The organism is Paenibacillus solani (genome assembly GCF_050475945.1).
Lineage (GTDB): Bacteria > Bacillota > Bacilli > Paenibacillales > Paenibacillaceae > Paenibacillus_AQ > Paenibacillus_AQ solani_A.
In genome coordinates, this window is sequence record NZ_JBCMXJ010000005.1 from 546,158 (window position 1) to 571,505 (window position 25,348).

The 25,348-nt window shown below is 46.8% G+C and carries 22 protein-coding genes; 4 read left to right on the forward strand and 18 right to left on the reverse strand.

Translation table 11 applies throughout. From position 1 onward, the window contains the following. Positions 1-227: 227 nt before the first annotated feature. A complete protein-coding gene (locus ABEQ74_RS04240) occupies positions 228-2,912 on the reverse strand; it encodes a CHASE3 domain-containing protein (protein ID WP_430119795.1) in 2,685 nt (894 codons plus the stop codon). Positions 2,913-3,175: 263 nt separating this feature from the next. Here ABEQ74_RS04240 and ABEQ74_RS04245 point away from each other — a divergent pair, with 263 nt between their 5' ends. Next, entirely contained in the window at positions 3,176-3,742 is a 567-nt protein-coding gene (locus ABEQ74_RS04245; RefSeq protein ID WP_430119797.1) for a cupin domain-containing protein, read from the forward strand. Positions 3,743-3,793: 51 nt separating this feature from the next. On the opposite strand, the gene ABEQ74_RS04250 is transcribed toward ABEQ74_RS04245, so the two are convergent. Continuing rightward, the gene (locus tag ABEQ74_RS04250; protein ID WP_053492751.1) at positions 3,794-4,171 is read right to left on the reverse strand and encodes a DivIVA domain-containing protein; all 378 of its coding nucleotides are present in this window, start codon (positions 4,169-4,171) and stop codon (positions 3,794-3,796) included. A 237-nt stretch (positions 4,172-4,408) separates the two neighbouring features. Here ABEQ74_RS04250 and ABEQ74_RS04255 point away from each other — a divergent pair, with 237 nt between their 5' ends. Continuing rightward, on the forward strand, positions 4,409-4,972 hold the full coding sequence (locus tag ABEQ74_RS04255) for a TraR/DksA C4-type zinc finger protein (protein WP_430119800.1): 564 nt from the start codon (positions 4,409-4,411) through the stop codon (positions 4,970-4,972). 159 nt (positions 4,973-5,131) lie between these two features. Here the strand turns inward: ABEQ74_RS04255 and ABEQ74_RS04260 are convergent, their stop codons facing one another. From ABEQ74_RS04260 to hrpB, 5 genes are all read right to left on the reverse strand, one after another. Continuing rightward, the gene (locus ABEQ74_RS04260) at positions 5,132-6,136 is read right to left on the reverse strand and encodes a Gfo/Idh/MocA family protein (RefSeq protein WP_430119802.1); all 1,005 of its coding nucleotides are present in this window, start codon (positions 6,134-6,136) and stop codon (positions 5,132-5,134) included. 41 nt (positions 6,137-6,177) lie between these two features. Beyond that, on the reverse strand, positions 6,178-6,537 hold the full coding sequence (locus tag ABEQ74_RS04265; RefSeq protein ID WP_053492748.1) for a helix-turn-helix transcriptional regulator: 360 nt from the start codon (positions 6,535-6,537) through the stop codon (positions 6,178-6,180). A 315-nt stretch (positions 6,538-6,852) separates the two neighbouring features. Next, positions 6,853-8,058, reverse strand: coding sequence for an acyltransferase (locus ABEQ74_RS04270; protein WP_430119805.1), 1,206 nt, complete (start codon positions 8,056-8,058; stop codon positions 6,853-6,855). Positions 8,059-8,388: 330 nt separating this feature from the next. Beyond that, positions 8,389-8,940 carry a general stress protein gene (locus ABEQ74_RS04275; RefSeq protein WP_430119807.1) on the reverse strand — a complete coding sequence of 184 codons (552 nt, stop codon included), beginning with the start codon at positions 8,938-8,940 and terminating at the stop codon, positions 8,389-8,391. 78 nt (positions 8,941-9,018) lie between these two features. Then, on the reverse strand, positions 9,019-11,529 hold the full coding sequence (gene hrpB / locus ABEQ74_RS04280) for an ATP-dependent helicase HrpB (protein ID WP_430119809.1): 2,511 nt from the start codon (positions 11,527-11,529) through the stop codon (positions 9,019-9,021). A gap of 181 nt (positions 11,530-11,710) precedes the next feature. Between hrpB and gluQRS the strand changes: the two genes are divergently transcribed. After that, positions 11,711-12,688, forward strand: a complete 978-nt coding sequence (gluQRS, locus tag ABEQ74_RS04285) for a tRNA glutamyl-Q(34) synthetase GluQRS (protein ID WP_430119811.1) — start codon at positions 11,711-11,713, stop codon at positions 12,686-12,688. Positions 12,689-12,808: 120 nt separating this feature from the next. Here gluQRS and ABEQ74_RS04290 read toward each other — a convergent pair whose 3' ends face one another. The 10 genes from ABEQ74_RS04290 to ABEQ74_RS04335 form a co-directional block, all read right to left on the reverse strand. Beyond that, positions 12,809-13,189: a DnaJ family domain-containing protein gene (locus ABEQ74_RS04290; RefSeq protein WP_430119813.1), complete on the reverse strand. Its 381-nt coding sequence runs from the start codon at positions 13,187-13,189 to the stop codon at positions 12,809-12,811. A 109-nt stretch (positions 13,190-13,298) separates the two neighbouring features. After that, a complete protein-coding gene (locus ABEQ74_RS04295) occupies positions 13,299-14,096 on the reverse strand; it encodes an SDR family oxidoreductase (RefSeq protein ID WP_430120914.1) in 798 nt (265 codons plus the stop codon). Positions 14,097-14,275: 179 nt separating this feature from the next. Next, the gene (locus ABEQ74_RS04300) at positions 14,276-15,118 is read right to left on the reverse strand and encodes a hypothetical protein (RefSeq protein ID WP_430119815.1); all 843 of its coding nucleotides are present in this window, start codon (positions 15,116-15,118) and stop codon (positions 14,276-14,278) included. 9 nt (positions 15,119-15,127) lie between these two features. Next, positions 15,128-15,880, reverse strand: coding sequence for a vWA domain-containing protein (locus ABEQ74_RS04305; protein ID WP_430119817.1), 753 nt, complete (start codon positions 15,878-15,880; stop codon positions 15,128-15,130). A 43-nt stretch (positions 15,881-15,923) separates the two neighbouring features. Then, on the reverse strand, positions 15,924-18,002 hold the full coding sequence (locus ABEQ74_RS04310; RefSeq protein ID WP_430119819.1) for a hypothetical protein: 2,079 nt from the start codon (positions 18,000-18,002) through the stop codon (positions 15,924-15,926). Positions 18,003-18,162: 160 nt separating this feature from the next. Further along, complete coding sequence (locus tag ABEQ74_RS04315; RefSeq protein WP_006211202.1) at positions 18,163-18,438, reverse strand: WXG100 family type VII secretion target; 276 nt, start codon at positions 18,436-18,438, stop codon at positions 18,163-18,165. A gap of 157 nt (positions 18,439-18,595) precedes the next feature. Then, complete coding sequence (locus ABEQ74_RS04320; protein ID WP_053492740.1) at positions 18,596-19,105, reverse strand: WXG100 family type VII secretion target; 510 nt, start codon at positions 19,103-19,105, stop codon at positions 18,596-18,598. A gap of 27 nt (positions 19,106-19,132) precedes the next feature. After that, positions 19,133-19,939, reverse strand: a complete 807-nt coding sequence (locus tag ABEQ74_RS04325) for a hypothetical protein (protein WP_430119821.1) — start codon at positions 19,937-19,939, stop codon at positions 19,133-19,135. A 16-nt stretch (positions 19,940-19,955) separates the two neighbouring features. Beyond that, a complete protein-coding gene (gene essC / locus ABEQ74_RS04330) occupies positions 19,956-23,939 on the reverse strand; it encodes a type VII secretion protein EssC (protein ID WP_430119823.1) in 3,984 nt (1,327 codons plus the stop codon). A gap of 88 nt (positions 23,940-24,027) precedes the next feature. Continuing rightward, positions 24,028-24,339 (reverse strand): hypothetical protein, encoded by a 312-nt coding sequence (locus ABEQ74_RS04335; protein WP_430119825.1) that lies wholly within the window; start codon positions 24,337-24,339, stop codon positions 24,028-24,030. A gap of 365 nt (positions 24,340-24,704) precedes the next feature. Between ABEQ74_RS04335 and ABEQ74_RS04340 the strand changes: the two genes are divergently transcribed. Next, positions 24,705-24,944 carry a hypothetical protein gene (locus ABEQ74_RS04340; protein ID WP_053492736.1) on the forward strand — a complete coding sequence of 80 codons (240 nt, stop codon included), beginning with the start codon at positions 24,705-24,707 and terminating at the stop codon, positions 24,942-24,944. Between the two features lie 32 nt (positions 24,945-24,976). Here the strand turns inward: ABEQ74_RS04340 and ABEQ74_RS04345 are convergent, their stop codons facing one another. After that, on the reverse strand, positions 24,977-25,114 hold the full coding sequence (locus ABEQ74_RS04345; protein ID WP_430119827.1) for a hypothetical protein: 138 nt from the start codon (positions 25,112-25,114) through the stop codon (positions 24,977-24,979). Positions 25,115-25,348 lie beyond the last annotated feature (234 nt).

Genomic DNA, 25,348 nt, shown 5'->3' on the forward strand with positions numbered 1-25,348 from the left:
TAGCCAGGAGTGTTTCTTGCTAAAAAAATAAAAGCCAAGAAAAGACCCCTTATGAAAGTGTCTCTTCTTGGCTCATGCCCTGTTAAGGTAACACGCCGTCTTTTGTTCAAACTATGATTCCATCATAAAACAATTCTCTAACATTCGTCAACATCTGACATGGCCAAAACGCACCCTTCTATAAGGATCTGGCCTCTAATTCTAACCCTGATTTTGACGCTGCCGACCTATACCGAAATCCATTTCTGAAGTATACGAATCACTTCATCAATATGGATAGGCTTATGAAGAGAATCATTTGCTTCGCTGGTAAGAAGCTGTTCATTATTACTATTCTTATTCGATGTCATGACAATAATGGGCAGCTCTGACCATTCAGGATTCTCACGAATCCGTTTCAATGTTTCTACTCCATCCATTTCCGGCATGAGCATATCGAGCAATACTGCATCCATATTCGAATGCTTGTTGAGCAGCTCCAAACACTCGAATCCATTATGTGCTGTGTGTACGTTCATCTGGAGCTTCTCAAGTGCATTGGTTAAACGATACACATTTCGAATATCATCGTCTACGATCAAGACCGTTTTGTGTGCCAATCGCTTGATTTCATCCGCCCCATATTCCTCCATTGGAGTATCATTCAAGCTGGATGTACTCGCAGTAGCAGCCACTTCCGGCAGCATAAAGAGATTGTCGGTTTGGCTATCCTCCGTAAGCAAAGGCAGATATAAGACAAACTTGCTGCCTACCCCTTCCTTACTCTCCACGGTTATATAACCGCCTAGCAGCTTAGCCAGATGCAGCGAGATGGATAAGCCAAGCCCCGTCCCGCCAAATCTTCTGGCTGTCGTTTCTTCCCCTTGCTGGAACGCCTCGAAGATCGCCATTAAATGTTCTTCCGAAATTCCAATTCCTGTATCTTCAACGGAAAAAGCAATGACTTCACCATTTATCATAAAATCTGCAGATACAATGGAATCCATCTTCTGCACCTGTAATGTAACGCTACCTCTCTCGGTAAATTTAATCGCATTTGAGAGCAAGTTGCGCAAAATTTGATGGAGCCGCATCCCATCACTGTATATCATATCAGGGAGGCCGTCCGCCATTTCAATCTTAAAATTCAGATGTTTAGATTCAGCGCTCTTCGCAAAGTATCCTTCCATTAATTCAGGAATTTCTGTCAAATTAACGAGGCTCATGTCAATTTGCAGCTTTCCTGCTTCTACCTTGGACAGGTCCAGAATATCATTAATCAGATTCAATAATTCACTGCCCGAATTATGAATCACAGAGGCATATTGCTGCTCTTCTTCAGAGAGGTTACCTTGTTTGTTCTCAGCCAATATCTGAGAAAGTATGAGCATGCTGTTGAGCGGAGTCCGCAGCTCATGTGACATATTCGCCAGAAATTGAGATTTATACTTAGAGCTTTTCTCCAGCTCCTTAGCGTATTTCTCCAGCTCTTTGGCTGCTATTAATGCGGCTTCCTTCTGGGCGCCTAGTCGCTCGTTTAACATATGCATCTCAACGGTGTGGGTTTGAAGTTCTTCTGTTTGTGTCTGCAATTCTTCGGTTTGACTTTGCAGCTCTTCATTCAAAGATTGGGACTCATGGTATAATTGCTGAATTTCCATTTTACTCTGAATTGAATTTAAGGTTACACCTAGCTGTTGATTAAGCTGCTCCAGCAATTGTATTTCCAGCTCGTCAAATGGCTGAAATTTAGCCAATTCTATCACACCAAGAACTTGTCCTTCAAACATGACAGGTGCAAGCAGGAGCGTACTCGGCTCAGCATCACCCAGCCCCGATTCGATCCGTACATAATTGGGAGGAATATCATCTACAATAATCATTCTCTGTTCCAGCATGCACTGCCCCACCAAACCTTCGCCTGGCAGAAAACGATCTCTGACCTTGTTCCATGGCTCTCCATCCGGATCGGCAAAGGCTGCTGCCTTTACCAGTCCTATACCTTCGTGATTAATAAATACGGCTCCATAAGGCAGTTTCAAGATCACAGCCAGCTTATGAATGAAGAATTGGACGGCAGTCTCCACGCGATCAGATGATTGGAGGAGTGTGGACATTAATGACACATGATCTTTGGCCCAGTTCTGTCTACCGACTTGGGCCAACAGTTCGTTGGTCGTATCCGCCAATTGGCCGACTTCATCGTTTGACCGAACACGTATCCGTTGTGACATATTGCCACCCTTGGCAATATCGGAGATGATATGGGTCACCATGGAAATCGGTTTTACAATACTTTTGGATATGAGCAAAGCCGCGCATATCGTAATTATTAACGCACCTGCCCATAGCAGGTACATCGTATACAATAAACGGGTGTTGTTATCCTTCATTACCTCAATTCTGTGCGTGGTCAGCTCGCGTTCCTTGCTTCTAAACGAGAGGAACAGCTCGTTAATGGAGTTCATGGTTTGCTTTCCTGGATCGTTAATAAAGAAATGCAATGCTTCTTCATCCTGCCCAAGCTGTTTCAATTGTACTGCAGGCTGGCCGGCAACCGTAATCCAATCCTTGATATTCTCTTTAATATTCTCAAGATGATTGGCTTGCTCCGCATTATCACTGACAAGCTGATACAACTTGTTGTACTTGATCTGCCAAGCCGACAAGGCTTCATTAAAGGGCTCTAGATAGCTGTCATCGCCTGTGATGACAAATCCTCTTTGGCCCGTTTCCATTTTTAGCAAATCTTTCTCGATCTCATGCGTGAGATTATGTACTTCCATGTCATGAACCTCTATAAAATCCGCCTCTTCCTGCAATGAAGAGATATGGAGCGATACAATCCAGAGAAAAACTCCGAAACACAATAGTATTAATAAATATCCGATAACAATCTTGCTGCGAATGTTGAATTTCAGGTTGTTAGACAAACGGCTAACCTCCCTTATCATCTGTCAAAATTAGTCTGCTCATATTCTCATAGTAATTGTTATGAAAATGGTTTACAAGCAAAACCATTATCCATTCCATCAATGATACTTTAGTCTTAGGCAGTCAGATTTATATATTTATTTGCATATATTGTATTAAACAAATTGTATTCCCGCAGCCTGACAAGATAAGAGCCTAAAGATATAGAAATTGGAGGTGGCCTCAAGATGACAACCTTAAAAATAAAGTCGGCGTTACTGCATTGACAAAGCATTTATCCAATCCAAGAAAGCAGGCTGAGGGTAAAGCCAGTCATGGAGCTGCAGCTGTGTCATCACAGGAGCTTCCCCTTCTGCAAGGGATGTATATGTCAGAAATCCATCTCGGACGGGGAGAAGGCCTCTCTCCTCATGGCCATCCGGACTGCGACGAATTATGCTATGTCATTCAGGGCGAAATCAGTTATTCCTTAATTGATCCGGGAGATCAACGAGTCCGTCTAATTCTGGCCGAATCCGGCCAAGTATTACATGCACCCGCAGGCTGGTGCCATTGGCTGACCTCATTAACTCCCGATACGATTCTGCTCATAATCTATGGTGCTCAGCATCCGCATCAAATGGATATTGGGCCGGCATGGTCATACTCACTTCAGGAGGCAAAGATTCCACAACAAAAGGTTTCATCCAAGCAATCTCATTCCTTCGGCAACCATAACCTTCCCCCGCAGCATAAAGAGTGGATGTCCACAGTCTCTGAGCCTTCTCATCCGGAACCGCCATGGCTTAATACGATGCACCAGAACAATAAAACCACACGCGGCCAATGATGGGCCGCGTGTGGTTTACGAGGTACCTAAGAGACTTTCATATGTAATGGATCAGTCAATATAAAATCGTTGTTCGGGGCGAATTTGTTTCTTAAGCAAATGCAAGTCTGCCTCCAGCTTCGCAACGGTTTCTTCAATCTCCTCCGGATTCAATGCCGGACGTTCAGCCTCCGGCTTGATCCCCGCCTTGAGATCGCGTATGGTGATCTGCTGCTCCTGCCATTTATCCATAAGATCAGATATGGTCGCATAGAACCGCTCATAATCTTGAATAACTTCATCCAAAAAGGAATCCACTTCCTCCTGGTCATAACCTCTTAGTTTATTCGAAAAATCCTTCTCATGGATAGACAAAGCGTCCAGTTGAATGCCTAGCTGCCGAAATAGCTTTTTCTGTTTATCCAAACGGCGTTTCATGTGTTCATCCATTTTGATTTACCTCCAAATATTAGCACAATCCTACTTTTTGAGCTTTCTCTCTATCTTTGTTTATATCATATTCAGCACGATGAATAAAATACTCGGGGGCTTTTTTGGAGAATGTTCCAAAAACAGCAGGCTGCTTTCGCCATGATTCATGTGATTGTTACCAAACCTTTTCGGGTATTGATTTACATACAAATATTATTACAGTGCAACCAGACTGGAGAGGAGCGACTATAGATTATGACTTCCATTACAAAAGAACAATACAGTGAACTACGAAGACGGTTGCTCGGCGACCAAGAACGATTGGAGAAGCAGTTGGACTCCCGCGATGAAACAATTAGGGATGCTTCCCTGAGGGAATCCACGGGGGAACTGAGCGCTGCTGATAACCACCCTGGAGACGTAGGAACCGAAGTTTTCGAACGTGAACGGGATATGGCAATTGAAGAAACACTGTCTGAAGAACTGGATGAAATTAACTCTGCTTTACAGCGAATGGACGAGGGTCAATACGGGATTTGTATTATATGCGGACGAGAAATTCCGTATGAACGTTTAGAAGCTTTACCATATACCGCCTATTGTGTTGAAGATACACCCCGAAAGGATATAAGTGACGATCGGCCGGTTGAAGAAAGCGTAATGACTCCGCCTCCGTCAGGAGCAGGAATTAACCGTCAAAGAAATGATGGTAAATTCGATGACGCAGACGCATGGGAAGCCGTAGAAGACTACGGCACGTCTACTTCGCCCGGCATGTCTGTTGACCCTGGACAAGACGACTATAAGAAGGGTGTATAAACCTTGATTTTTTACAGAAATCTAAACGAAAGCTGGTACCTGTTTAGGTACCAGCTTTTATTAATATTGACAAATTTCTTCGTAACCTCAACATTCCGTGCATTCACCGAAACCATGCTTGTACTCTATCAAGAAATACCCATAATAGAGTTGATTTTCTTACCCGATCTCTACTCGAGACGAGGATCTTGCTGATTGCAGACACGCTTCGATTGCCCTTATATTGCAGATGGCATCTTCCGGGCCATAAGGCAGCGGAGTACCATCCATCACAGCGGCCGCCATGGCATCCGCTTGCAGTGCGAAATGATTATATATTCCCACCTTCTCCTCGCGAGTGCCCTTTGCCGTATGAATGAAGATCTGGGCCATATCCTCCATCCGCTCCCAGCCGAAAGCTGAAGGAAGCTCGATTCTGCCATCGGTTCCCGCGATTTCTAATGAACACCGGGAGTAAGTCCACATGCCGCATTCAAATGTAAGTCCCAACCCATTCCCAAACTCCATCATTCCATGCACCATCATATCTACTCCATCATGATCTTCCGAGAAGAAAGCATGGGCTGTTACAGCCTTTGGCTCCTGTCCGTAAATCATGCGCGCAGCTGAAATAGGATAGCACCCCACATCATAGATAGAACCTCCGCCCATATTTTTACTGTAGCGGACATTCCCCTTATCCTCCGCATTGTTGAAGGTGAAAGATCCATGAATTCCTCGAAGCTGACCAATCTCACCACTCTCGATAATTTCTCGAACACGGGCATGCTTGGGATGATAGCGGTACATAAAAGCTTCTGCAAATAGCACATTATGTGTTTTGGCTGCTTCCGCCATTTCCCTTACATCTGCTTCCGTCAAGGCTGCTGGTTTCTCACACAAAACGTGCTTTCCAGCTTCTGCAGCTTTGATGGTCCAAGGCTTATGAAGATGATTCGGCAGCGGAATATACACAGCATCAATCGTAGGGTCGCGCAAAAGCTCGTCATAAGATCCGTAATATTTTCCGATATGATATCGTTCTGCGAGCTCGCATGCCTTTTCCGCATTCCTGCTTGCAACTGCACCGATCTCACAGCGTTCCGATTTCAATAAGCCTGGGATCATCGAATTTCTTGCAATACGGGCCGTACTCATAATTCCAAAGCGCAGTTTTTTGCTCACGAGGTCATTCCTCCTTTGGCTGCTTCCACTCTGTAAGTATCCTAAAAGTTATCATTAACCGCTTTGTGAAGAATCCCCAAGCACCGGTCCAAATCCGTCTTCACCTGTTTCTTATAAAGCTTGGCCTTCTCTGCACCTTCATCTGTAAAATGATAAAGAACGATTTCCTGAAAATCCACCCGGGGGTCATTCCCCTTCAACTGCTTGGTGCGGTATAGAACACCTTCCTGAACCAATTCATGCAGTGCCCGATAAATCTCGCTCTGTGGTGGTGAATACCCGTAGCTCTTGAACTCTTGTCGCAGTTCCTCCAGCATCTGATATCCGTAGCCTCGTTGTTGTTCAACCTTGGTGATAAGATATACTTTAATAAAAGCGCGCTGAGCAATCATAAATGCCACGGTACGCCTCCCCCTTCATGCGACTAATGAAAATCCATAATATCCCTCATTATAACTCGCAGTTTCCCAGTTTGCACAATAGGGTTCATTCTACTCTTTTAAACCAGTAAGAAGGTAATTGAAACGTTGGGAGCCATGGTGTATAGCTGGAATGATGCGAGAACGTTATTCATGGTTTCCTGTTGTGAATTTTTCATATGTTGTCTTTTAATAATGATTAAATATTCATCTATTGTCATTTGGATGTTTGGGTTTTGCCACTCGCGAAGGTTTATGCTCAACAAAAAAACCACCCTTGGTGGGTGGCTTTGTAGGCTATATGCCAGCCGATGTGCCTGTATTGGTTGATGGCTGCGATTTGCCGCCGATTCGCCGTCTATGATGAGGCTGCCTTGGGCCCGCAATTCCGACCAGCCACTTTCCGAACGGCAGCTTAGCAAGCAGGCGTGTAAGACTATAAGCCACAGCTGCGCTAATGAGCCAGGAGGCAAAGATTCGAACAACCGACGGCATGTGAATCAGCAAAGTTTCATCCGCCACATAGCTTATACGCAGCGTCAACAGATGCATCAGATAAGCTCCATATGAATACATCCCAATGGAGGTTAGAAGCCCATTCACTCGCCCGCCAGCATAACGACAGATCCAACCCGCCACATCGTACATAACCAAAATGGAGCTGATCAGAAAGATAGCCATCGAAGGTTTCAAGAGTGACAGGCTATAGAACGTAATTACGCCATTTTGAGCTGAACGAATCTCATTCACAGCTTGAATAAGCATATATCCAAACATAAACACGAACACGATCCATATGCCGGGCCGGGCCTTCTGCAGCCATTTACTCCAGGAGTCATGGTATAACCCGGCTGCAGCTCCGAGCGCAAAATAAAAGAAATAATATAAAACATTCCGATCCGCATAGGTTGTAAACAGATCGCTCCATACCGATATATTCAGGCTGCCCATCCATTGGCCGATATCATTAATAATTCCCATTAAACCCACGTACATCAATCCGGATAAAATCAAGATCGCTAACTGTGTTCTCCAATTCCAGCGTTCTTTTATTCCCAAAATAGCGGATCGAAACAGCGGGTACAACAAATAGAATTGAAACAACATAATAATATACCAAAAATGCGAGCTCGATTTCCCTGTTAACCATACTTCCCCAAGGTATTTCCAATCATCAAGCCGAACAGGATTAAATATATGATTAAATAATAGCGTAATTAAGCTCCATACAGCAAACGGGACATAAATATCACCGAAACGCCTCTTTATAAATTTGCCGTAATGCAATGAACCCTTATCATTATAAAACAGCACCATGCCGGTAATAAAAACAAAGACGGGAACAGCAAATTTTGTTGCCATTAGAAGTACTGCCATCCACAATCCATCACCTGCCGTCATTCCCGGTGCTACTGAGTAATGCGCTATGGAGTGCTGCAAAACTACGGCCAGAAAAGCTAATCCTCGCAGTCGCTCAATTTCCGGTATTCTCTCTTTGGACATACCGCTCTCCTCTCATCTTAGCTTGGTTCAGTAATCTCGTGCGCACGATGCGTGGTTCGGGGCATGCTAGGATGGCTGGTCGGCCATATACTCATTGTAATAGACTTGGCCCACCATCAGTTAATCCAAATTATAACGGACGATCCTTGAAATCATCAGTGGCATCCTATGTACGCACTTTAAGTGTCTATTGATGAACTTTGATCAAAAATTTGGAGGAAAATCGGCTTAGAAGCACCGTTCTTTCTCTAGCAGAAAGCTTCTTCTTCTGATAAACACTTTCATTGCTCATTAAAAAACCGGTTCCTTACCGGAACCGGTCTAAGTTTCTTACAGCAGATAAGTTCCGCCCGGTGGCAGTGTATCTTCTCGATCTTGAGAAACCACCCCGTTTCGTTCCCCGTATCTGTCATCATAATCGCGGAATATATCGTAAATGCCTGTATTTTCTTGATCGGCGTCTACCATCACCAAGATTCGGCCCTGATCTATATAGGACTCATATTCCTTTGCCTCATCCTCCGGAATACCAAGACCAATGAACCCCCCGACCAATCCACCGGTTCCTGCACCGACTGCTGCGCCTGCAAGCGTTGCTGCAATCGGACCTGCTGCTAGAATCGGGCCAATGCCAGGAACGGCCAAAGCTCCCAAGCCTGCCAGCAAACCTGCTGTTCCTCCTAGTATGCCGCCGGTTGCTGCACCTGCAGCCACACCTTCGGGTGCCATAGTCCCTGTCTGCTCCGCGATCGCCTCGGCTTCACGTTTATCTTTTGCTATGATCGAAATGGCATCATTCGGAATACCATGCCGCTGAAGCTGCTCAATTGCCTTGGCTGCTTCCTGTTCGGAACGAAATACTCCAACCATTTTCTTTTCCATGATAAACCCTCCTAATCGGTGGTCTTTCTCTTTAACATTACCCGACCGAAGGTTATTTTAAACGTGTCCAAGATGATATCAAGATTTCGGCTTGGTCCGACGGGTCGCTGTTGCTTCCAGGGGATCTTCTGGCCAGTAATGCTTCGGATACCTGCCCTTTAAGTCTTTTTTTACCTCAAAATATCCATTGCGCCAGAAGCTTTGCAGATCCGATGTGACTTGAACAGGTCTTTGTGCGGGTGACAACAGATGAATAGTAAGCGCGACTTTTCCGCAGCAAATACGCGGGGTATCCTGCTGCCCGAACATCTCTTGCAGGCGAACCGCCAGATATGGTTGGTCCGGGTCACTGTAGTTAATCGGAATCATGGATCCGCTCGGTACCCTGATATGGGTGGGTGCTTCCTTTTGAAGCTGCTGCTTTTGTTCCCAACTGAGCATATGTTCCAAGAGAGTTCCGGGCGCAAGGCGCCTAATATCATGACGATTCCGCATTCCATCCACATAAGGAAGGAGCCATTCCTCCGCTTGCTCCAGCAAGCCGTCATCCGAAACGTCAAACCACTTGCCCTGGGGATCATGGCGATGCATAAAGGCCATCCGCTCTCTAAGCTGAAGCGCGGCCTTGCTCCACTGAAGCAGCCCAAGCCCCTCCTGCCTAATTCCTTGCAGCAACGCCTGCCCAACTTCCTCACCGGACGGATTCGGATAAGCTTGTTCCTTCATCACGATAGCTCCGAGCATCAGCTTCAATCTTGCTCTGATGCTGCCTGAGGCTGCATCCCATACAACTTCCTTATACTGCTCCATCTCACCGTGATAATACTTATCAAGCCATGTTTCATTCAGTTCCGCTGCAAGCTGAATAACTCCGTCTGCACCTTTGTCATCAACGGCTGCCGCCACTATAAATGGAACGCGGCTCAGAGGCTGCGCAGAAGCTAGTCTCACGCCCCGGCCACTGCGCATGAGAAATCCACTCCCTCCTCTGTTCTTGGCAATCCGGTCCGGATAAGCGAAGGAGAGCAGTAATCCGCAGAGATCCAGCTTTCCGCTCGTAGTATATGTTATATTCAGCCCAGCATGGAGCTTCTTGATCTCTAACTTCATTCTCTGCAGCACACTCTCTTTAGCCGAATCTCCTTCAACAGCTTGGTGACCCTGCTGCTCATACATAAGCAGCCGCTCGACACGTGTGCGCAGGTCCTGATCTCCCACCGCAAGACCTCTCCCCAGAATATCACGTTCCTGAAGCAATACGGCAATCCGAATTGCTAATGACGCCTCACCTATTTCTTCAGCCTTCAGAAGCATATGAGCCAGCCGAGGATGAAGTCCAAGAAGCGCCATCTCTCGTCCATGCTGCGTGATTTGCCTCGACTCGTCCATAGCGGATAACTGCATCAACAATGCTTGACCCTGCATATAAGCTGAACGGGGAGGCACATCAAGCCAAGCAAGCTCCTCTGGATCACGTGTCCCCCATACAGCCAATTCCAAAGCAAGAGGCGCCAGATCGGACTCCTTAATCGCCGGAATGGTGCTCTCCGGTAAGTGACGATGCTCTTCCTCACTCCACATGCGATAGCATGTTCCGGTTGACAGCCGTCCTGCTCTTCCCCTTCTCTGATCTGCCGATGCCCTAGAACAGCGTCTTGTGATTAATTGCGGCAAACCCGTTCTCGGCGAGAACACCTCAGTACGCATATAACCACTATCTACGACCGTTCTGATCCCATCAATTGTAATGCTGCTTTCAGCAATACTAGTTGCCAGAACAATTTTGCGTCTGCCGTTTGGATCAGATCGTATGGCTTCATCCTGGCGCTCCGCAGGAAGTGCACTGTATAACTCGCGGATCACAACATCGTAGCTAATTCCCTTTTTCATCAATTCATTGGCGGTCCGCCTGATTTCTCGAGCACCCGGTAAGAATACAAGAATATCGCCTTGTTGTTCAAAGAGTGCACGCTGGATAGTGTTTGCAGCACCTTTATGTAGTTCGTCCAGAGAAATGGAGTGCAAATAATGAGTAGACACGGGAAAAGCGCGCCCTTCACTAAGGATAACCGGCGCATCGCTCAGAAGCTTCGCAACTGGCTCTGCCTCCAGGGTAGCGGACATAACCAGCAGCCTTAAATCTTCCCGAAGTACCGTTTGCGATTCCAGTGCAAGGGCGAGACCGATATCGGCCTGCAAATTCCGTTCATGAAATTCATCAAAAATAATCATGCCGATGCCGGTTAATTCAGGATCATCCTGCAACATGCGTGTCATGACGCCTTCCGTCACGACCTCGATCCGAGTGTTCTTACCAATCTTGCTGTCCATCCGAACCCGATAGCCGACGGTTTCCCCCACCGCTTCGTCCAAGGTAGAAGCCATGTAGCTTGCAGCTGTGCGGGCAGCAAGTCTTCGGGGCTCCAGCATGATGATCCGCTTGCCTTCAAGCCAAGGTTCGTTAAGAAGCGCAAGGGGGACCTGTGTTGTCTTGCCTGCTCCCGGTTCAGCGATCAGAACAGCGTTATTTCTTTGGGATAAAGTTAATTTCAGTTGTGGAATTACACGGTGAATCGGTAGCTCAGTCATGAATACATCTCCGTTATGCTATCAATTATCAATGCTATAGTTCCTTAATTATATTAAAGTGCCAATTGACGTCAAGGGCGAAAGCATAGTTCACAAGCTGGAAAGAATCGAACCATATACGCTACAATAAGAAGAACAATCTCGCAGTTACATTATGACAACTAGTCGGAAGGTGAAATGTATGGAGCAGCAAACCACATTTCGCGGTCGCTTTGCCCCGACGCCATCAGGCAAAATGCATATTGGCAACGCGTTAACCGCTTTACTCGGATGGCTGCAAATGAGAAGTTTGAATGGAATATATGTACTCCGCATTGAAGACATTGACGTTCAACGTTCTCGCCAGGAGCTGGCCACTCAGATCATGAGAGATTTGGAGTGGCTTGGCTTGGACTGGGATGAGGGTCCTGGCTCTGGGGGTCCGAGTAGACCTTATCATCAGGCCGCACGTCTCTCGTTATATGAACGGGAAATAGAGAAGCTTAAGGAATCGGAGGCTCTGTATCCCTGCTACTGCAGCCGGGCTGATATTGCAGCGGCTGCCCGCGCTCCACATGGTATTGCCTCAGAAGGTTTGCGCTACCCGGGAACTTGCAGGGATCTGACCGAGGAAGAAGCTGCCCTCAGAGAGCTGCGTAAGACACCTTCGCTGCGTATGAAGGTGCCTCAAGCCAGTATCTCGTTTATTGATGGCATCTCCGGAGAACAGAACTGTCAGCTTTCTGATGGAGGAGATTTTGTTGTACGCAGAGCCGATGGCATCATTTCATATCAGCTTGCCGTAGTCGTGGATGACGCATTAATGGGCATCACTCATGTATTACGAGGGTCCGATCTTTTGGATTCCACTCCTCGTCAGCTTCTCTTATATCAAGCGTTAGGCTATCAGCCTCCTCAGTTTGCACACACGCCGCTGATGGTAGACGCAGAAGGCAGAAGGCTTGCTAAGAGAAGCCGCGGGCTAAGTATATCGTTTCTTCGCGGTCAGGGGGTCATGCCGCAGCATATTGTCGGCTGGCTGGCTTGGACAGCAGGACTTATTGATCGAATGGAGCCAGTGACTCCTGCAGAATTAATTCCTCGCTTTGACTTATCGAAGGTACCTTCTTCTCCAATAAGAATGACCGAGGCTCTCACAAGCCAGCTATTTAAATATTGATGACTGTTCACTCAAATGAAGAAAAATGAGGGTACTTTCGAATCCCATCGATGTATTTCAAATCAAACAGACAGCGCCAGTCTTTCATTCTCACATGAGAAGAAAGACTGGCGCTGTCCGTTATTCCTCAGGGGCTAATCGTTCCCTGACCTTAGTCTCATACTGTGTGAACGCGCTGCTGCCGCTAAGTCCCCGCTGTTCCAGCAGCATTTGCAGCCTTAGCTGCTTCTCGCTGAGCTTGCGTCTGATCTCCTCGTGCTTACCAACATTGCTGGCAGCAGAGAGCAAGTCATGAAGCTGGACGCATTCTTTGCGAAGTGTAACTTCTTCAGGTACATAACCTGCATTTTTCATGATACGATAGGACATTCTCATATCCTCGGGTATATGTGAGAGATCATCGATCGATAGCTTCTTGCCGGCCAGAGGCAAATCATCCAGCTCGCCATTGCGTATCGCTTCTTCAATCTTCTGTTCAGCCAATCTGGAAAACATACTCATGATACCCCAGCCTCCTGTGTCCTTCTTAATTCTAATATAAAGGGGCATCGTTAAAATGCCAACCTCAAGTGGCCGGTTCTTCATGGTAATCCTGTGGCTTCATAGCAATTTATAAAAGTGATTCTGCCCCATCAATGAAAATTTGCGCCCCGGTAATATGCTTCGACTGGTCGGAAGCGAGAAAAGCTACCAAATCCGCAACCTCCTCAGGCGTTCCTGGTCCGTCAGACAGCGGCTGGCTGCCCTCCGGATATTCCACAGGTATTGCAATTTCCTCGAGATCTCCCTGTTTCTTCGTGCTTTGATCAATATTGGTGGATATCGCTCCCGGACAGATTACGTTGACTCTGATCTTGAATTGGGCGAGCTCCAGTGCAGCCATCTTCGCGAAAGCCACCTGCCCTGCCTTCGTTGTGCTGTAAGCGCTCATCCCGAAATTCGAGAAAGTTCTGGTGCCATTTACCGAGCTGGTAATGATGATGCTCCCTTGTCCCCGTTTTTTAAGGTGAGGAAGCGCAAACTTGACGGTTAAAAAGGTACCATTCAGGTTCACATTCAGCGTTTTATTCCAGTCCTCCAGTTTCATATCATCAATCGGTGCCAACACGCCGTTGATTCCTGCGTTCGCAAAAACAATATCGATGCCACCAAAAATCTCTACCGTTTCCAGGATCGCTTTCTCGACCCGTGCCGGATCTGTTGTATCTACATCAAAAGCTCTGGCAGAACCATCTCGAATGGAATTGATTTCCGCTTCTACTTCATTCGTACGGTCATCCAAGAGATCGAATAAGGCGACATTCGCGCCTTCCTTAGCCAGCTGAACAGCGGCTGCCTTCCCGATGCCTGACCCAGCTCCCGTAATGACAGCCGTTTTTCCATAAAAACGTCCATGTGCTCCGTTCATGTTCATATCCAACTCACTCCTTCTTATCATAATCCGATATATACCTTCATCTGTCACAAGATTACCCAAAAGGAGCTGTTTTATAATCAACAATCTAATTATTTTCTAATTGCAGATACAAAAAAAGCCGGGCCGAAGGCCCAGCCGCATTGAAGATAAGCACAATGCACTGCTTAAAGCTACCACATAATCTCAAGAAAAGAGGCATCATCTTCCAACCCGCCTGTATGACGGGCATTCATTAATACTTGCACTTGTTCATCAGGGACCGGATCTTTCATGGAGTCCAGATCAAGGAGCCCATCACTATATAACTGAAGCCGATAATCGATATCGGAGTCCAGTTTACAGGAGAATACATGAGGGCTGCCCCCAATCGGTCCTTGCCTTGAGGACCATCGTTCTGCCGTGCGAAACCGGTCGCCGAGCAGCGAGGTGATCTCCTTGTGCTGACGCCATAATCGCACTCTGGAATCGCCCTGCCAGGCCAGCCATATTCTCCCCTTTCGTCGAAATCCTGATGGCAGCTCTATACGTCCGCATATATACATAGCTTCGCTGCCCTTACGCTGCTTCTCCTCCAGAACTTCACGTAGGAGCTGCGGCGTTTCCGAACTCAACGAAAGAGCATCCACTTTTCTCTCTGCTTCATGAGTCAATTCCATCAGCCTTCGTTCAAGTGATGTGGAAGTAAACTCTACGTTTGTCTCCAGCCAGTTCATTAACCCCTGACCCAGCAAACGCGAGGCCACATCGCCGCGGTAACTCAATCCGACTCCATCGCACAATACAAAATGGCACACATCTTCATTTACCCTTAGGGCAAGGTAATCTTGACCCCTCTCGGAGAGCATGACTGACTCAGCTGCTCTGCCATAGGCATAACGACATGTGAAAGAATCTGTAATCCTTGTAAGCGGTTCTTCCCCGGTCTGTTTGCTTTCGTAATAATAGGAGGCAGCTTGCGCCTCTCTCCTGCCAATTCCCAAAGACGCTATGCTTCTAGCATATGATCGTTTCATCCTGACCTCTTACCTTACCGGAGTAGCCGCTGACATTTGAAACCCAATGGACACCAGTTCCGAGCATGTGCCTGGCAGCATCATTAAGGCCCCGGGACTCAGTTGATAGTCCGCTTCAACCAGCATTTCACGATAGCTTTCTGGCAGAACCGAGGACATCATCTTCAGCTTCCGAGCATGCTCATCTTCTAGCGAAGAATCAGGTAATATTCCCTTCCAACGACGCGGCTCCGATATCGGTTGGCTCATCAAATGATCCGATATAAAAATATTCTCCACAAGGACGTTGCCGTCCGGTACGCTCATGCTCATGATTCGGCGGGCAATCGGCTCCGGATCATCTCCTGTTGCCACGCCATCCGTCATATGACATACAAGCGGTGCAGGGCAATCCTGCATATTTGGTATCTCCGATTGCAGAATTTTCTCGGCCTGCAGGAACGCTTTAGCCGAATCAGAGAATCGCTTAGGCGTTAGATCAGGAAGTGAACCGATCGCAGCTATTTCATCTATCCCTTTGATACCGTTTAATAAATCATAGACATCATCGCTATAAGCGAGTATCGCAATCCGATACCTGGGGGTCAATCGATTCCCCTTGGTAGATCGGAAAACCATTTGTCTTATCGCCAAAGACAGTGCCTCGTATACAACATCGATCCGCCTGCGATTCTCCATCAGCATATTCATGGAAGCGCTGATATCGATCAGGTATATAATAAGCGCTGGCGTGCGCTGTGATGCTTGAATGGTATAGTTCATCGTGAGTAACATTCACCCCTGCATTCTCGTTATCTTTACTTTGTTACAGTTTTGGTATCCAGTGGTTGTTGTCACTTATGAAGTGCTGCAGGTTGTTGCGGCGACTGCTCATTTTACCAACGGTTTTGTAATAGGCCTGATCCTTGTTGTACAACGCAATAAATTCGCGTGCTGCATTCGTAGCTCGGTCTTTGTTCCCGGCCACCTGGGAATTATATGCTTTGTTATATAAGGCAACCAGTTCAATTACGTTCTGAGAGCGCTGCTGTTGAATCTTCGCCGCGCGCGCTTCCTCGGCTGCCTTCGCTTTCTCCTTCGCCTTGCGCTCTGCTTCCGCTTTGGCGGCTGCAACTCTGGCAGCTTCCGCTTCCTGAGCCGCGCGCTTCTTCTTCTCTTCTTGCTGAGCTAAGTAGGCTTCGTACTTTGCCTGATTATCATATTTCTCTTGCAAAGCCTGCTTTTTCTTCTTCTCTTCAAGGGATGCAAGATAAGCATCATATTTGGCCTGTTTCTCATATTTGGCTTGGAGCTCCGCTTTTTCCTGTTCCTTTCGTGCCAACTCCGCTTCTTCAGCCTTCTTGGCTGCTTCCGCCTGCAAGCGTTCTTCTTCGGCTTTCTTGGCCTCCGCTTCTTTCCTCGCAGCCTCTTCCTGCTGTTTGCGTTGCGCTTCCTCGATTCTGCGCGCTTCCTGTGCCTGTTCTTCCGCTAAGCGCTGGGCATCCAACTGGCGACTCTCGGCTTTTTCAGCCAAGATCTGATTCACAGTAATGGCGGACCCTGCCAATATCATGATAGCGGCAGCAGCCGACAACATAAATTTACGGGATAACAGCAATGCTTTAATACCTTTGCTCGAAGAGTCTTCATCTGGACGCAGCTGCTCCTCCAATCCCTGTATTGCGGCCGCAAGCTCAACCTCAAGCGGGCTGTCCTTTTTGACAAAATGATACGCAGAACGAAATATTTCCAGCGCACCTGAAAGATTACCTGCCTTCTCCAGGTCACGTGCTTGATGAAATAAGCGTCCAACCACATTATCATTAACTTCTCTGGAGGCAGGCTCCAATCCAAATGCTCTAATCATCTCTGCTTTCGCTTCTTCTGCCTGCTTCCCATGGCTATGCTTGGATTCGTCAGCCTGAGGCTCGGAACTGTTAATGGCTGGAACTTCTTCAACCACCACTTCTTCCTCACTTAAGGAAGAAAGTGCAATCAGCCACTCACCAAAAGTGGGACAACTGCTCAGATCCTGACTATCCCAAGCTCGGCCGAATAAATCCGAAATCTTTGCATCCCATTTCTGGCCCAAAGACTTCTTCAACAGAAAATAACGCTCGCACGGAGTCTGCATTTCATGCTGATCGAAATAACTTTCTCCCCAAGCTCGATTAACGATAGCTGGATCGCTCCATCCCAGCATTTCGGCAATAATGACGGCACCGGCAAACCGGTCGGCATATGCGCTCCATAATCCGCTATGGACCGTTCGATGGGCTGCATAGCCTGGCGAACCGGCGAGAAGAACATCCGGCCGATCCATTTTGGGGCTGTACATCTGCTCCACATCGACAAGCTCCACAGCAGCCGCGCCTTCCGGCAGCTTCACTTCCGAAAAAAACGGAAGCATGACATTGGGCGCAGACAGATCACAATGCGCTAATCCGCGCTGCTCCATGCTTGAGCCGATGGCTGCCAATGCTTTGGCAAGCATCAGGCTTTCAGAACGCCCCAGATTACGCTGATCACTAATTACATCGAACCAAGTACAACCATGAATCCATGGCATGATGACCGCGTATAGTAAATCCGGATATTCCGCTATCAGATCTCCGTTTCTTTCGGGAGTGAGCACCTCACGACTGCTTACCTGCAAACCCGGTATTTCGCGATAATTCCCCATATGCTCAGATTGATAAACCATTGCCGGAATTCTAAATTTAGGAAAAAACACTTTGAGTGCCTTAGCTTCATGCAGCTGCCCATCCACAGGAATCAGCTGATAGACGATCCCTTGCCTTCCTGCCTGGGCATAGGCAACGCCTGGTGCTGCGGGATGCTGTCCTACTGTATAAGACTTTCCATTAATAACGATCCCATCGCCCGGGTTTGGCTGAAATGTCATGAACATCACCCTTCCTTAACTCCGTTACCTAACTCCAAAACTCATTCATATCAAATCATACGCTACTCATCTAAAATTGCAAGAAAACCGGGTTGTCTCACACCCGGTTTACTATGACTATTAAACTATTATAAAGCGATCTTGAAACCGTAAGTAGCTATTAACGGGATTCGTCAGCCATACGGAATTTCTGAGCGATCGCTTTCAGCTCATTACTAATGCTGTCAAGCGTTTGAACGAAGGAGTTCATCAAGCGGCTTGCTTCCTGGAATTCCTGGAAAAAGCGCTGCTTTGTCATACCATCCCATTGACCTTCCATTCCGTTGATCGATTGAGTCAGACTGTTTACGATTTGCTGACTTTGATCACCGCTTTGCTTAAATTGATTTGCGACTTGCTCAACTTGTTCCGGCGTAATTAAAATACGTCCTGCCATTTATGTAACCTCCTCGAAATCGTTTTCTGGTGACACTTGAAATCTTAGCCTAAGCGCTTTCCTTAATCAAAATGTCCTCAGACCTAATTTCCAGTTACCCAATACGTCCCAATTTGAAACATTTTCCATACCCTTAATCCCATTTTCAGGTAGGGAATTAGTTGGCAATTTCAAATGAAGACGGGTCTGTAAAGGTCCAACTCTGCCCGGCTAACGCGGCTTGTTTGGCTGAATCCCCATTGTCTCCACTAGTCATACCCACGGCAGCGGCTGCCGAGCTCGGGTTGGATATCACGGTAGAGTTATTACCGTATTCTGGCAATATCGCTCGACTATCCATTCCAGAGGCTGCAAACAGTGCTGTCGGTGATACAGTGCTTATCATAGCGTGTTCCAAAATCGTATGGTACTGATGATCCGTTTCTTGAAATTGATCGGCTTTGCTTTGAAGATGCTTGCCCAATTGAGCAAGAAGAGCTCCCAGATGCTCTCCCAAACTCCGGGCGGACTGCCATTCATCAATAACCGCCGCTTTCAGAGACGTCTCCCAAACGAGTGAATTCATCGCTTGATCGAGCGTTCTCGTTATCGCTAAATATTCTTCGCTACTGTGCTGCAGCTGACGGCTTAACGTCCGGAGAGACTCCGGCTCGACAGAAATACGCATTGGTCCTCACCTTTCATACAGGCTCTGTTACTGTTTCAGCCACATGAGAAGCATATGCCGAAACTGCTCTTTGGTCGCTGGTGCTGCTGTTAACCAGTCCTGGTCTCCCTCCAGGCTCATACGCAGCAGCCAGTTCATGGACTCGTTCACTATAAATGCTGCATTTTGACTTTCCCAGCTGGTTCCGTTCCAAATCGACAGCTGGAGTTCCCCCGAAGATACCTTGTTTTTCATACATTTTGCTAACGCGATTGAACCTTCCGCATCATCTGTTAACCTGGCCAGGCGATCACTGATATCCCCGCTATTCTGTTGGGAAGCTGAAGTGTAAATATCTCCAAACTCCTTCCGGCTTAGCAATAAAGCCGGTATGTCCCCCCAGTTGTGCTCGCTAAGAGCAAGATCTTCAACGAGCTGATCACAGGTTTCTTCAATCGTACCAAGTTCATTAAGCAGATAACGCCGGTTGCCTTCGCCGCTTCTGCGCACTTGGATAACCCGTTCATCGGTTACATGCAAATATCCTTCAAACGCAGTATCCTGATTCTCATACTTCAACCAGCACGCACGCTCCGCCAGTCCAGCAATAGCTACTCTTGAGAAGACTTCGGGTGGAATCGACAATTCCCCGCCATCCTCTTGAATCAAATATTGCTTGCTTAGGAGTGATTGCTTGGCTTTCTCCCATTCAACTGCGATTTCTTCAGTTAAATAACCGGCGAAAGGATCTTCCACACCAAGTAATCGGTCCGATCCGATAATTCCAGCCAAGAAGAAAAATTCCTTGTCATCTAGTGTGATCGTCTCTTGTTTGGAAGCATGAATTGTCAACATTATGAGCCACCTCCCCTCAAACTACAACATGCCATCGGTCGCGAATTTCTGTGACCCATTTCTGGGCATTCCACTCATCGTCAAACGGAACTGCGCCTTTTATTCTGGAAAATTTACGTTTCACGTAGTACCCTTGTCCCGGAGGAAGGATTTTTAGGCATCCTGGACTATTGGAAGATTCAGAAAAAGGAATCCTGAAGAACGATAAATCATTGGAGTCCAAAGTTCCAAATAAAAATCCGTTCTGTGCCGCCTTGATATCTGTAAACCAGTCGACGCCAAATGTCGGGAAATCTGCCGGTACACCGGCAACAACCACATGTACCCCGCGGTCCCTTCCTTGTCTGACAATCGCTGATAGCTGATCCTTAACCGTAAAATCCGTAAGCTGCTTGCTTAAAACATCGGCATCATCAATCATAAGCAGGATTGCCGGTTCCTGATTATCCTTCGTACGAACCTGAACCCGTTCATAAAGGGTCGAAATCAGCGGTGCCAAATCCTCCTCATTCTCGGCATGTCCGCGAACGTGAGGGAGATGGTTCATCCGACTTAGACCGCTGCTCCCATAACGCGTGTCTACCGTGTAAATCTCCAGCTGATCAGTCGAATTGTGGTAGGCAAGCGATAACATCCAGCTTAGGAGGAATGAAGTTTTACCGCCTTCCATTGGACTCGCCACAATGAAGTGCGGCCCATCATCCAGATGAATGGAAAAAGGCGACAGATCATCCGTCATCACGCCAACAGGGACCTCATAGTTCGCTCTGTCTGAATCATTGGATTGGGGCTTAGATACCTCCAACAATACGTGAAGCGGTATTCTATCTGGCAGTGATTCGATACTAGGGGCTGTTATACCGTGCCAAGCTTCATGATGAGCGCGAATCTTTTCGCGAAGTGAAGCTGAACGGTCCCCCTCCTCCAGCCCTGGAGCAGGCAATGCTGTCTGGAATTCAAGCGGAGGAACCTGCCCCTTCACCAGTCCTCTTCCCGGAGGAAGCTGACTCGGCGCTTTAGAAGGACGTCCAACAGCATAATAATAATCTGCCGGATCAGCAAGCTCAAACGTAACAGCCTGTGAGATATTGCTTCGTACCTTCTCGAACATATCCGAAATCCGATTCGCCGTAATGATAAACGTTATTCCCAGACTGCCGCCTTCACGGAGCAGATATTCCAGAATTTCGTTCTCATCCGGATAAGTATTGCGGAAGTTAAGATAACCGTCAATAATGACAACGTATTGGGGCACAGGTTCGCTGCTACCACGTCTGTAGGAAGCAACCGTCTTAACTCCAGCTTCAGCGATCATGTCCTTGCGGATTGCCGCTGTTTTGGTCAGAAAGCGGAACAAGCGCTTGATTCGATCCTCTTCCTCTGCATTCATGACGCCCCCGATATGGGGCAGCCCGGCAAAGTCACGCATCATTCGTCCCATGTCCACAATGTAGCCATGCCATAGATCCGGATTATACCGGTTAACCAACGACATCAGCATAGTTTGAATAAAAGTGGTCTTGCCAAGTCCAGGCATTCCATACACGGCCCAGTGCCCTTGTTCCAAATTAAGCATCAGCGGCCTTTGACACTGATTAGGCAGATCATCCACCATTCCCACATAGGAAATCAATGTTGACTCGAAGGAGCCTGGAATCCCCTGCTCGCGATCAGGCTGTACACTGTCCAGATCCAGCATCTCCGGAAGAGGCGGGAGCCATGGACCTTGAAGTCTCTCTATCCCTTGCTGCTTTGCTGTCTCGGCTAAATGATCTATAAACACCTGCAGCTGCTTGGGCACTTCAAGATGCGCCCCTAATGAAGGAGTAGATGCAAGCAGTGGCTCCGTCTTCCCGTTGATTCGCAGCTCGCGAACAACGACTGCCCCAGGGGTATCCTTCTCTTCGATGTATGGTGCACCGCTCCAGGCAAACTGCATCTCCTCAAACACTTCATCACTGCCTACCTGGAAGTAGCCTCTACCTGGCTTGTTAATCCAGGCAGCATTCGGAATCTTCAACATGTCACGGCTATCGCCTTCGCTTTGTACCCGCAGACAGATTCGAAAGCGAGAGTTACTCCAAATCTTATCATCGACAACTCCTGCCGGCTTCTGCGTTGCTAGAATCAAATGGACGCCTAGCGTCCTTCCGATGGCTGCAATGCTGATCAATTCATCCATGAATTCCGGCTGGTCTTTCTTCAACTGAGCAAATTCATCAATAATAATGACCAAATGAGGAAGCGGTTCTCCGTGCCGGTTACGCAGGAGTTTGTAATACTCATCGATATGCTGAAGATTCCCGGCATCGTTAAGTATTTTCTGGCGTCTTACAAGCTCCGCTTTCAGTGATACCTTGGCCCGCTCGATCAGATTATTATCCAGATTGGTTATAGTACCTACGACGTGCGGCAAGTTTACGAATGTATTGGACATGCCGCCGCCCTTGTAGTCAATAAGCATAAATGCCAGGTCATGAGGGTGAAATTCGGATGCCAGCGAGGCAACAATCGATTGAATGACCTCACTTTTCCCGGAACCCGTTGTTCCCGCAATCAACCCGTGAGGCCCATGACCCTGACGTTCTATTTTATCATGAAGATTCAAATTAATCTTTTTACCACCTGCACGAACGCCCATGGGTACGGGTAATGATTCCGGATACCGATTTTGCTGCCAGCGTCTGTATACATCTAAATCATCAATTCTTTGAACATCCATCATTTCGAAGAGTGCCAACACACTCGGAATATCGGATGCGGAGGAACGCTTCAGCCGGATGGGGGCCATATACCGTGCCAACGCTTCAATCTGATCCCTGCTAATATGATGGGATTGGAGGGATTGCTTGGAGATAGTACCATCTGGCTTCTTAATCGTGTACGCTGCCTGTTCACGCTCCACCTCGATGATAAGCTGACAATGCATCGGCAAGCTTTCCTTGCGGTCTGACAAAATGATCGTGACAGCATCGGTCGCTTCGGCATCCTCCAGCAGGAGAGGCAGCAGCGGCTCTTCCTCGATTAATTGAGCAGCAGATAGAATCACGACATAAGCAGGCGTTTCAATTGTTTTCTTCCCATGCTCGGAGCGATTGTTTTTACGCCGGTATAAATGGGTAAATATTTCATCTGCAAGCTGATGAGCATGGCTCCTGCGATCAGCAAGATAACGGCTGGAACGATCATCATCCCATACATGGGGAAGCCAGCGAAGCCATTGCCACTCGCCTGCTTCCTTCTCTTCATAGAATGCAGCAATCTTTACTTCGTCAGGAGAATGTCTAACCGTTGTCTGTGCCATCATGACACGCAGCATGTTCAGCACATTCTCTCTCCCGCCTACTATGCCAATCACTTTGGATTCGAATAGAGGCAAAGCGATCGAAGCGTCTTCCACAGTCTGAAATTCGGAAGATAACAGTTCGGCTGCCTCAATCAGAGGGTCCTTGTCGTATCCGTCCGCACGGGGAGGCTTTACATTGATGTGGAAGGGGACTTGCCCATGTCCCACGGAGATTTCCAGAAAATCCTTATCTTCGGGAGAACGTTCCCACAGATTGCTGCTCCGATTCTTTACGATGTTGTAGCACACATTCGGATCACCATGGATGTCAAACAGGATGTGGACCTGATCTTCCTGTCGCTCCTTCAGCTCTTCACGATGCAAATCCAGCTGCGCCCTATACTTCTCATTTCGTTCGGCCATTTTCTTCTCATAGGTCTTCTTGTTGCTCAGATACATGAAGAAAGGCAATGTATAGGATGTCAGCATCATAAAGATGGAGAGAATGAAAAAATTGTTGCCCCTCCCCATTTTTCCGCTCATGCTCATATAGATATAAAAACCAATCGTCACTGCCGTCATAATCACCGGAATAATGATGGCAATCATTGAAAACGACGGTTTGCTCGGCTCGGTTGGAGGTCTCAGAATCTCCATTTCTTCATTCGGCAAAGCCGGTCTTATTCGTGGAGAACGTTGATATAACACGTTCATATATACTTCCTCCTAATCCAGGGCATCTGAAAAGTAGTATTATGTATATTGCTGTTTCAGTTAAAACCAATGGGTTACTTACCCAATTTTAACTTTCTTGAAACAACAATCTTCTGCCATAGACAGGAGCCTCTTCTGTTGTCGTTGAGAATGCACGCTGCAAACGAATATAGGAACCTTCTCTTAGTCCGGCCTCAACAAGGCTTGACTGATCATTTACGGTAAACCACAAACCTTCCGGAAATTTTGCTTCTAATATATATTGAACACCTTCCCCAGAAGGCTCACGAAAAAGACGCAGTCCAAGCAGCTCATTCAGCCGTTCAACAGAGCATTCATCGGGTACGTCGATATCAAACCAATCATCTTCATTCCGTCCGCTGATCACGGTGAGTATCATCTGGCAACCGCCTTTCCCCAAATGTAATGTCTTATCTGTTTATTCCATATGCAATGCCTAAACACCTATTTCAATAGTTGCAAAAAATAGTTACATTATTGTAATAATATCACCCTAGGGACAGTTCTGTCAATTTGTGTCATATTTCCTATTTCCTATTTTCAAGTCATATTCATTGATTCGGAAGAACCATTTATGTGTTAATTATAGGGGAAATCCTCATTGATCGCGGGTAAAATACCAGTGTTCACAAAAATGTCACGCTCATAAAAAGTATGCTGATTAATTCTATGAATTTAAGGTTATTTTAAGATTGGCAATTTATAATGCAAATATCATGAAAAATCTTTCGTGAGGTGATTGATATGAAAACTCTAATTATGTTCCAAAACAAGCCGGTCCCCGTTTACTTTACAACGGACAGCAAACAGCCGGTGCAAAAGGTACTGAAACTGCTAACCAGTGCGCTTGATAATAAAATTCAAACAGGCAAAAAGGCGCTGCAAAAATGCCTCAACTCCCTCATCAGCATTGAAATCGAGGGATCCGAGGCCATTCTTCACAGCAAAAGCGAAAACGATTCTCTTGCGCTATCTCTCTTTTAATAGAGGGGTAGCCCTTTTTTTGATTCAAGACTTTATTGTAATCCATAATGGCGCTCTTCGGCCAGCTGCGCTCTTTGAATTCGAATCTGAAACAACTTCACTAGATTTCTCCGCGTCGTAATCTCCTGGCAATCGTATAACTTCTTTAATATGAACCGATCGATAGACATACCGTACATCCCTCCATTTCCTCACTCGGGAAAAATGTCCTTATGTTCTGATAACTTCTATTAACCGTGCTTTTTCAGGATTAAACGAGACCGCCTTCCTTATACAAAGGTTCCCATGATTCGACCCCTTTTTTTATTTTTAATTATTCTTTAGTCAGTACCTTGCATTGATCAGTATTAAATGATATCTTAGTTATCGTGATAGCTACTGAATATTAATTACTACTTGATGAT

Excerpts from the sequence above, each read along its gene's own strand:
- ABEQ74_RS04250 (WP_053492751.1), bottom strand. The coding sequence starts at position 4,171 with ATGGATGAACACATGAAACGCCGTTTGGATAAACAGAAAAAGCTATTT.
- ABEQ74_RS04255 (WP_430119800.1), top strand. The coding sequence starts at position 4,409 with ATGACTTCCATTACAAAAGAACAATACAGTGAACTACGAAGACGGTTG.
- ABEQ74_RS04270 (WP_430119805.1), bottom strand. The coding sequence starts at position 8,058 with ATGTCCAAAGAGAGAATACCGGAAATTGAGCGACTGCGAGGATTAGCT.
- ABEQ74_RS04275 (WP_430119807.1), bottom strand. The coding sequence starts at position 8,940 with ATGGAAAAGAAAATGGTTGGAGTATTTCGTTCCGAACAGGAAGCAGCC.
- hrpB (WP_430119809.1), bottom strand. The coding sequence starts at position 11,529 with ATGACTGAGCTACCGATTCACCGTGTAATTCCACAACTGAAATTAACT.
- gluQRS (WP_430119811.1), top strand. The coding sequence starts at position 11,711 with ATGGAGCAGCAAACCACATTTCGCGGTCGCTTTGCCCCGACGCCATCA.
- ABEQ74_RS04290 (WP_430119813.1), bottom strand. The coding sequence starts at position 13,189 with ATGAGTATGTTTTCCAGATTGGCTGAACAGAAGATTGAAGAAGCGATA.
- ABEQ74_RS04295 (WP_430120914.1), bottom strand. The coding sequence starts at position 14,096 with ATGAACGGAGCACATGGACGTTTTTATGGAAAAACGGCTGTCATTACG.
- ABEQ74_RS04300 (WP_430119815.1), bottom strand. The coding sequence starts at position 15,118 with ATGAAACGATCATATGCTAGAAGCATAGCGTCTTTGGGAATTGGCAGG.
- ABEQ74_RS04305 (WP_430119817.1), bottom strand. The coding sequence starts at position 15,880 with ATGAACTATACCATTCAAGCATCACAGCGCACGCCAGCGCTTATTATA.
- ABEQ74_RS04310 (WP_430119819.1), bottom strand. The coding sequence starts at position 18,002 with ATGACATTTCAGCCAAACCCGGGCGATGGGATCGTTATTAATGGAAAG.
- ABEQ74_RS04315 (WP_006211202.1), bottom strand. The coding sequence starts at position 18,438 with ATGGCAGGACGTATTTTAATTACGCCGGAACAAGTTGAGCAAGTCGCA.
- ABEQ74_RS04320 (WP_053492740.1), bottom strand. The coding sequence starts at position 19,105 with ATGCGTATTTCTGTCGAGCCGGAGTCTCTCCGGACGTTAAGCCGTCAG.
- ABEQ74_RS04325 (WP_430119821.1), bottom strand. The coding sequence starts at position 19,939 with ATGTTGACAATTCATGCTTCCAAACAAGAGACGATCACACTAGATGAC.
- essC (WP_430119823.1), bottom strand. The coding sequence starts at position 23,939 with ATGAACGTGTTATATCAACGTTCTCCACGAATAAGACCGGCTTTGCCG.
- ABEQ74_RS04335 (WP_430119825.1), bottom strand. The coding sequence starts at position 24,339 with ATGATACTCACCGTGATCAGCGGACGGAATGAAGATGATTGGTTTGAT.
- ABEQ74_RS04340 (WP_053492736.1), top strand. The coding sequence starts at position 24,705 with ATGAAAACTCTAATTATGTTCCAAAACAAGCCGGTCCCCGTTTACTTT.
- ABEQ74_RS04345 (WP_430119827.1), bottom strand. The coding sequence starts at position 25,114 with ATGTCTATCGATCGGTTCATATTAAAGAAGTTATACGATTGCCAGGAG.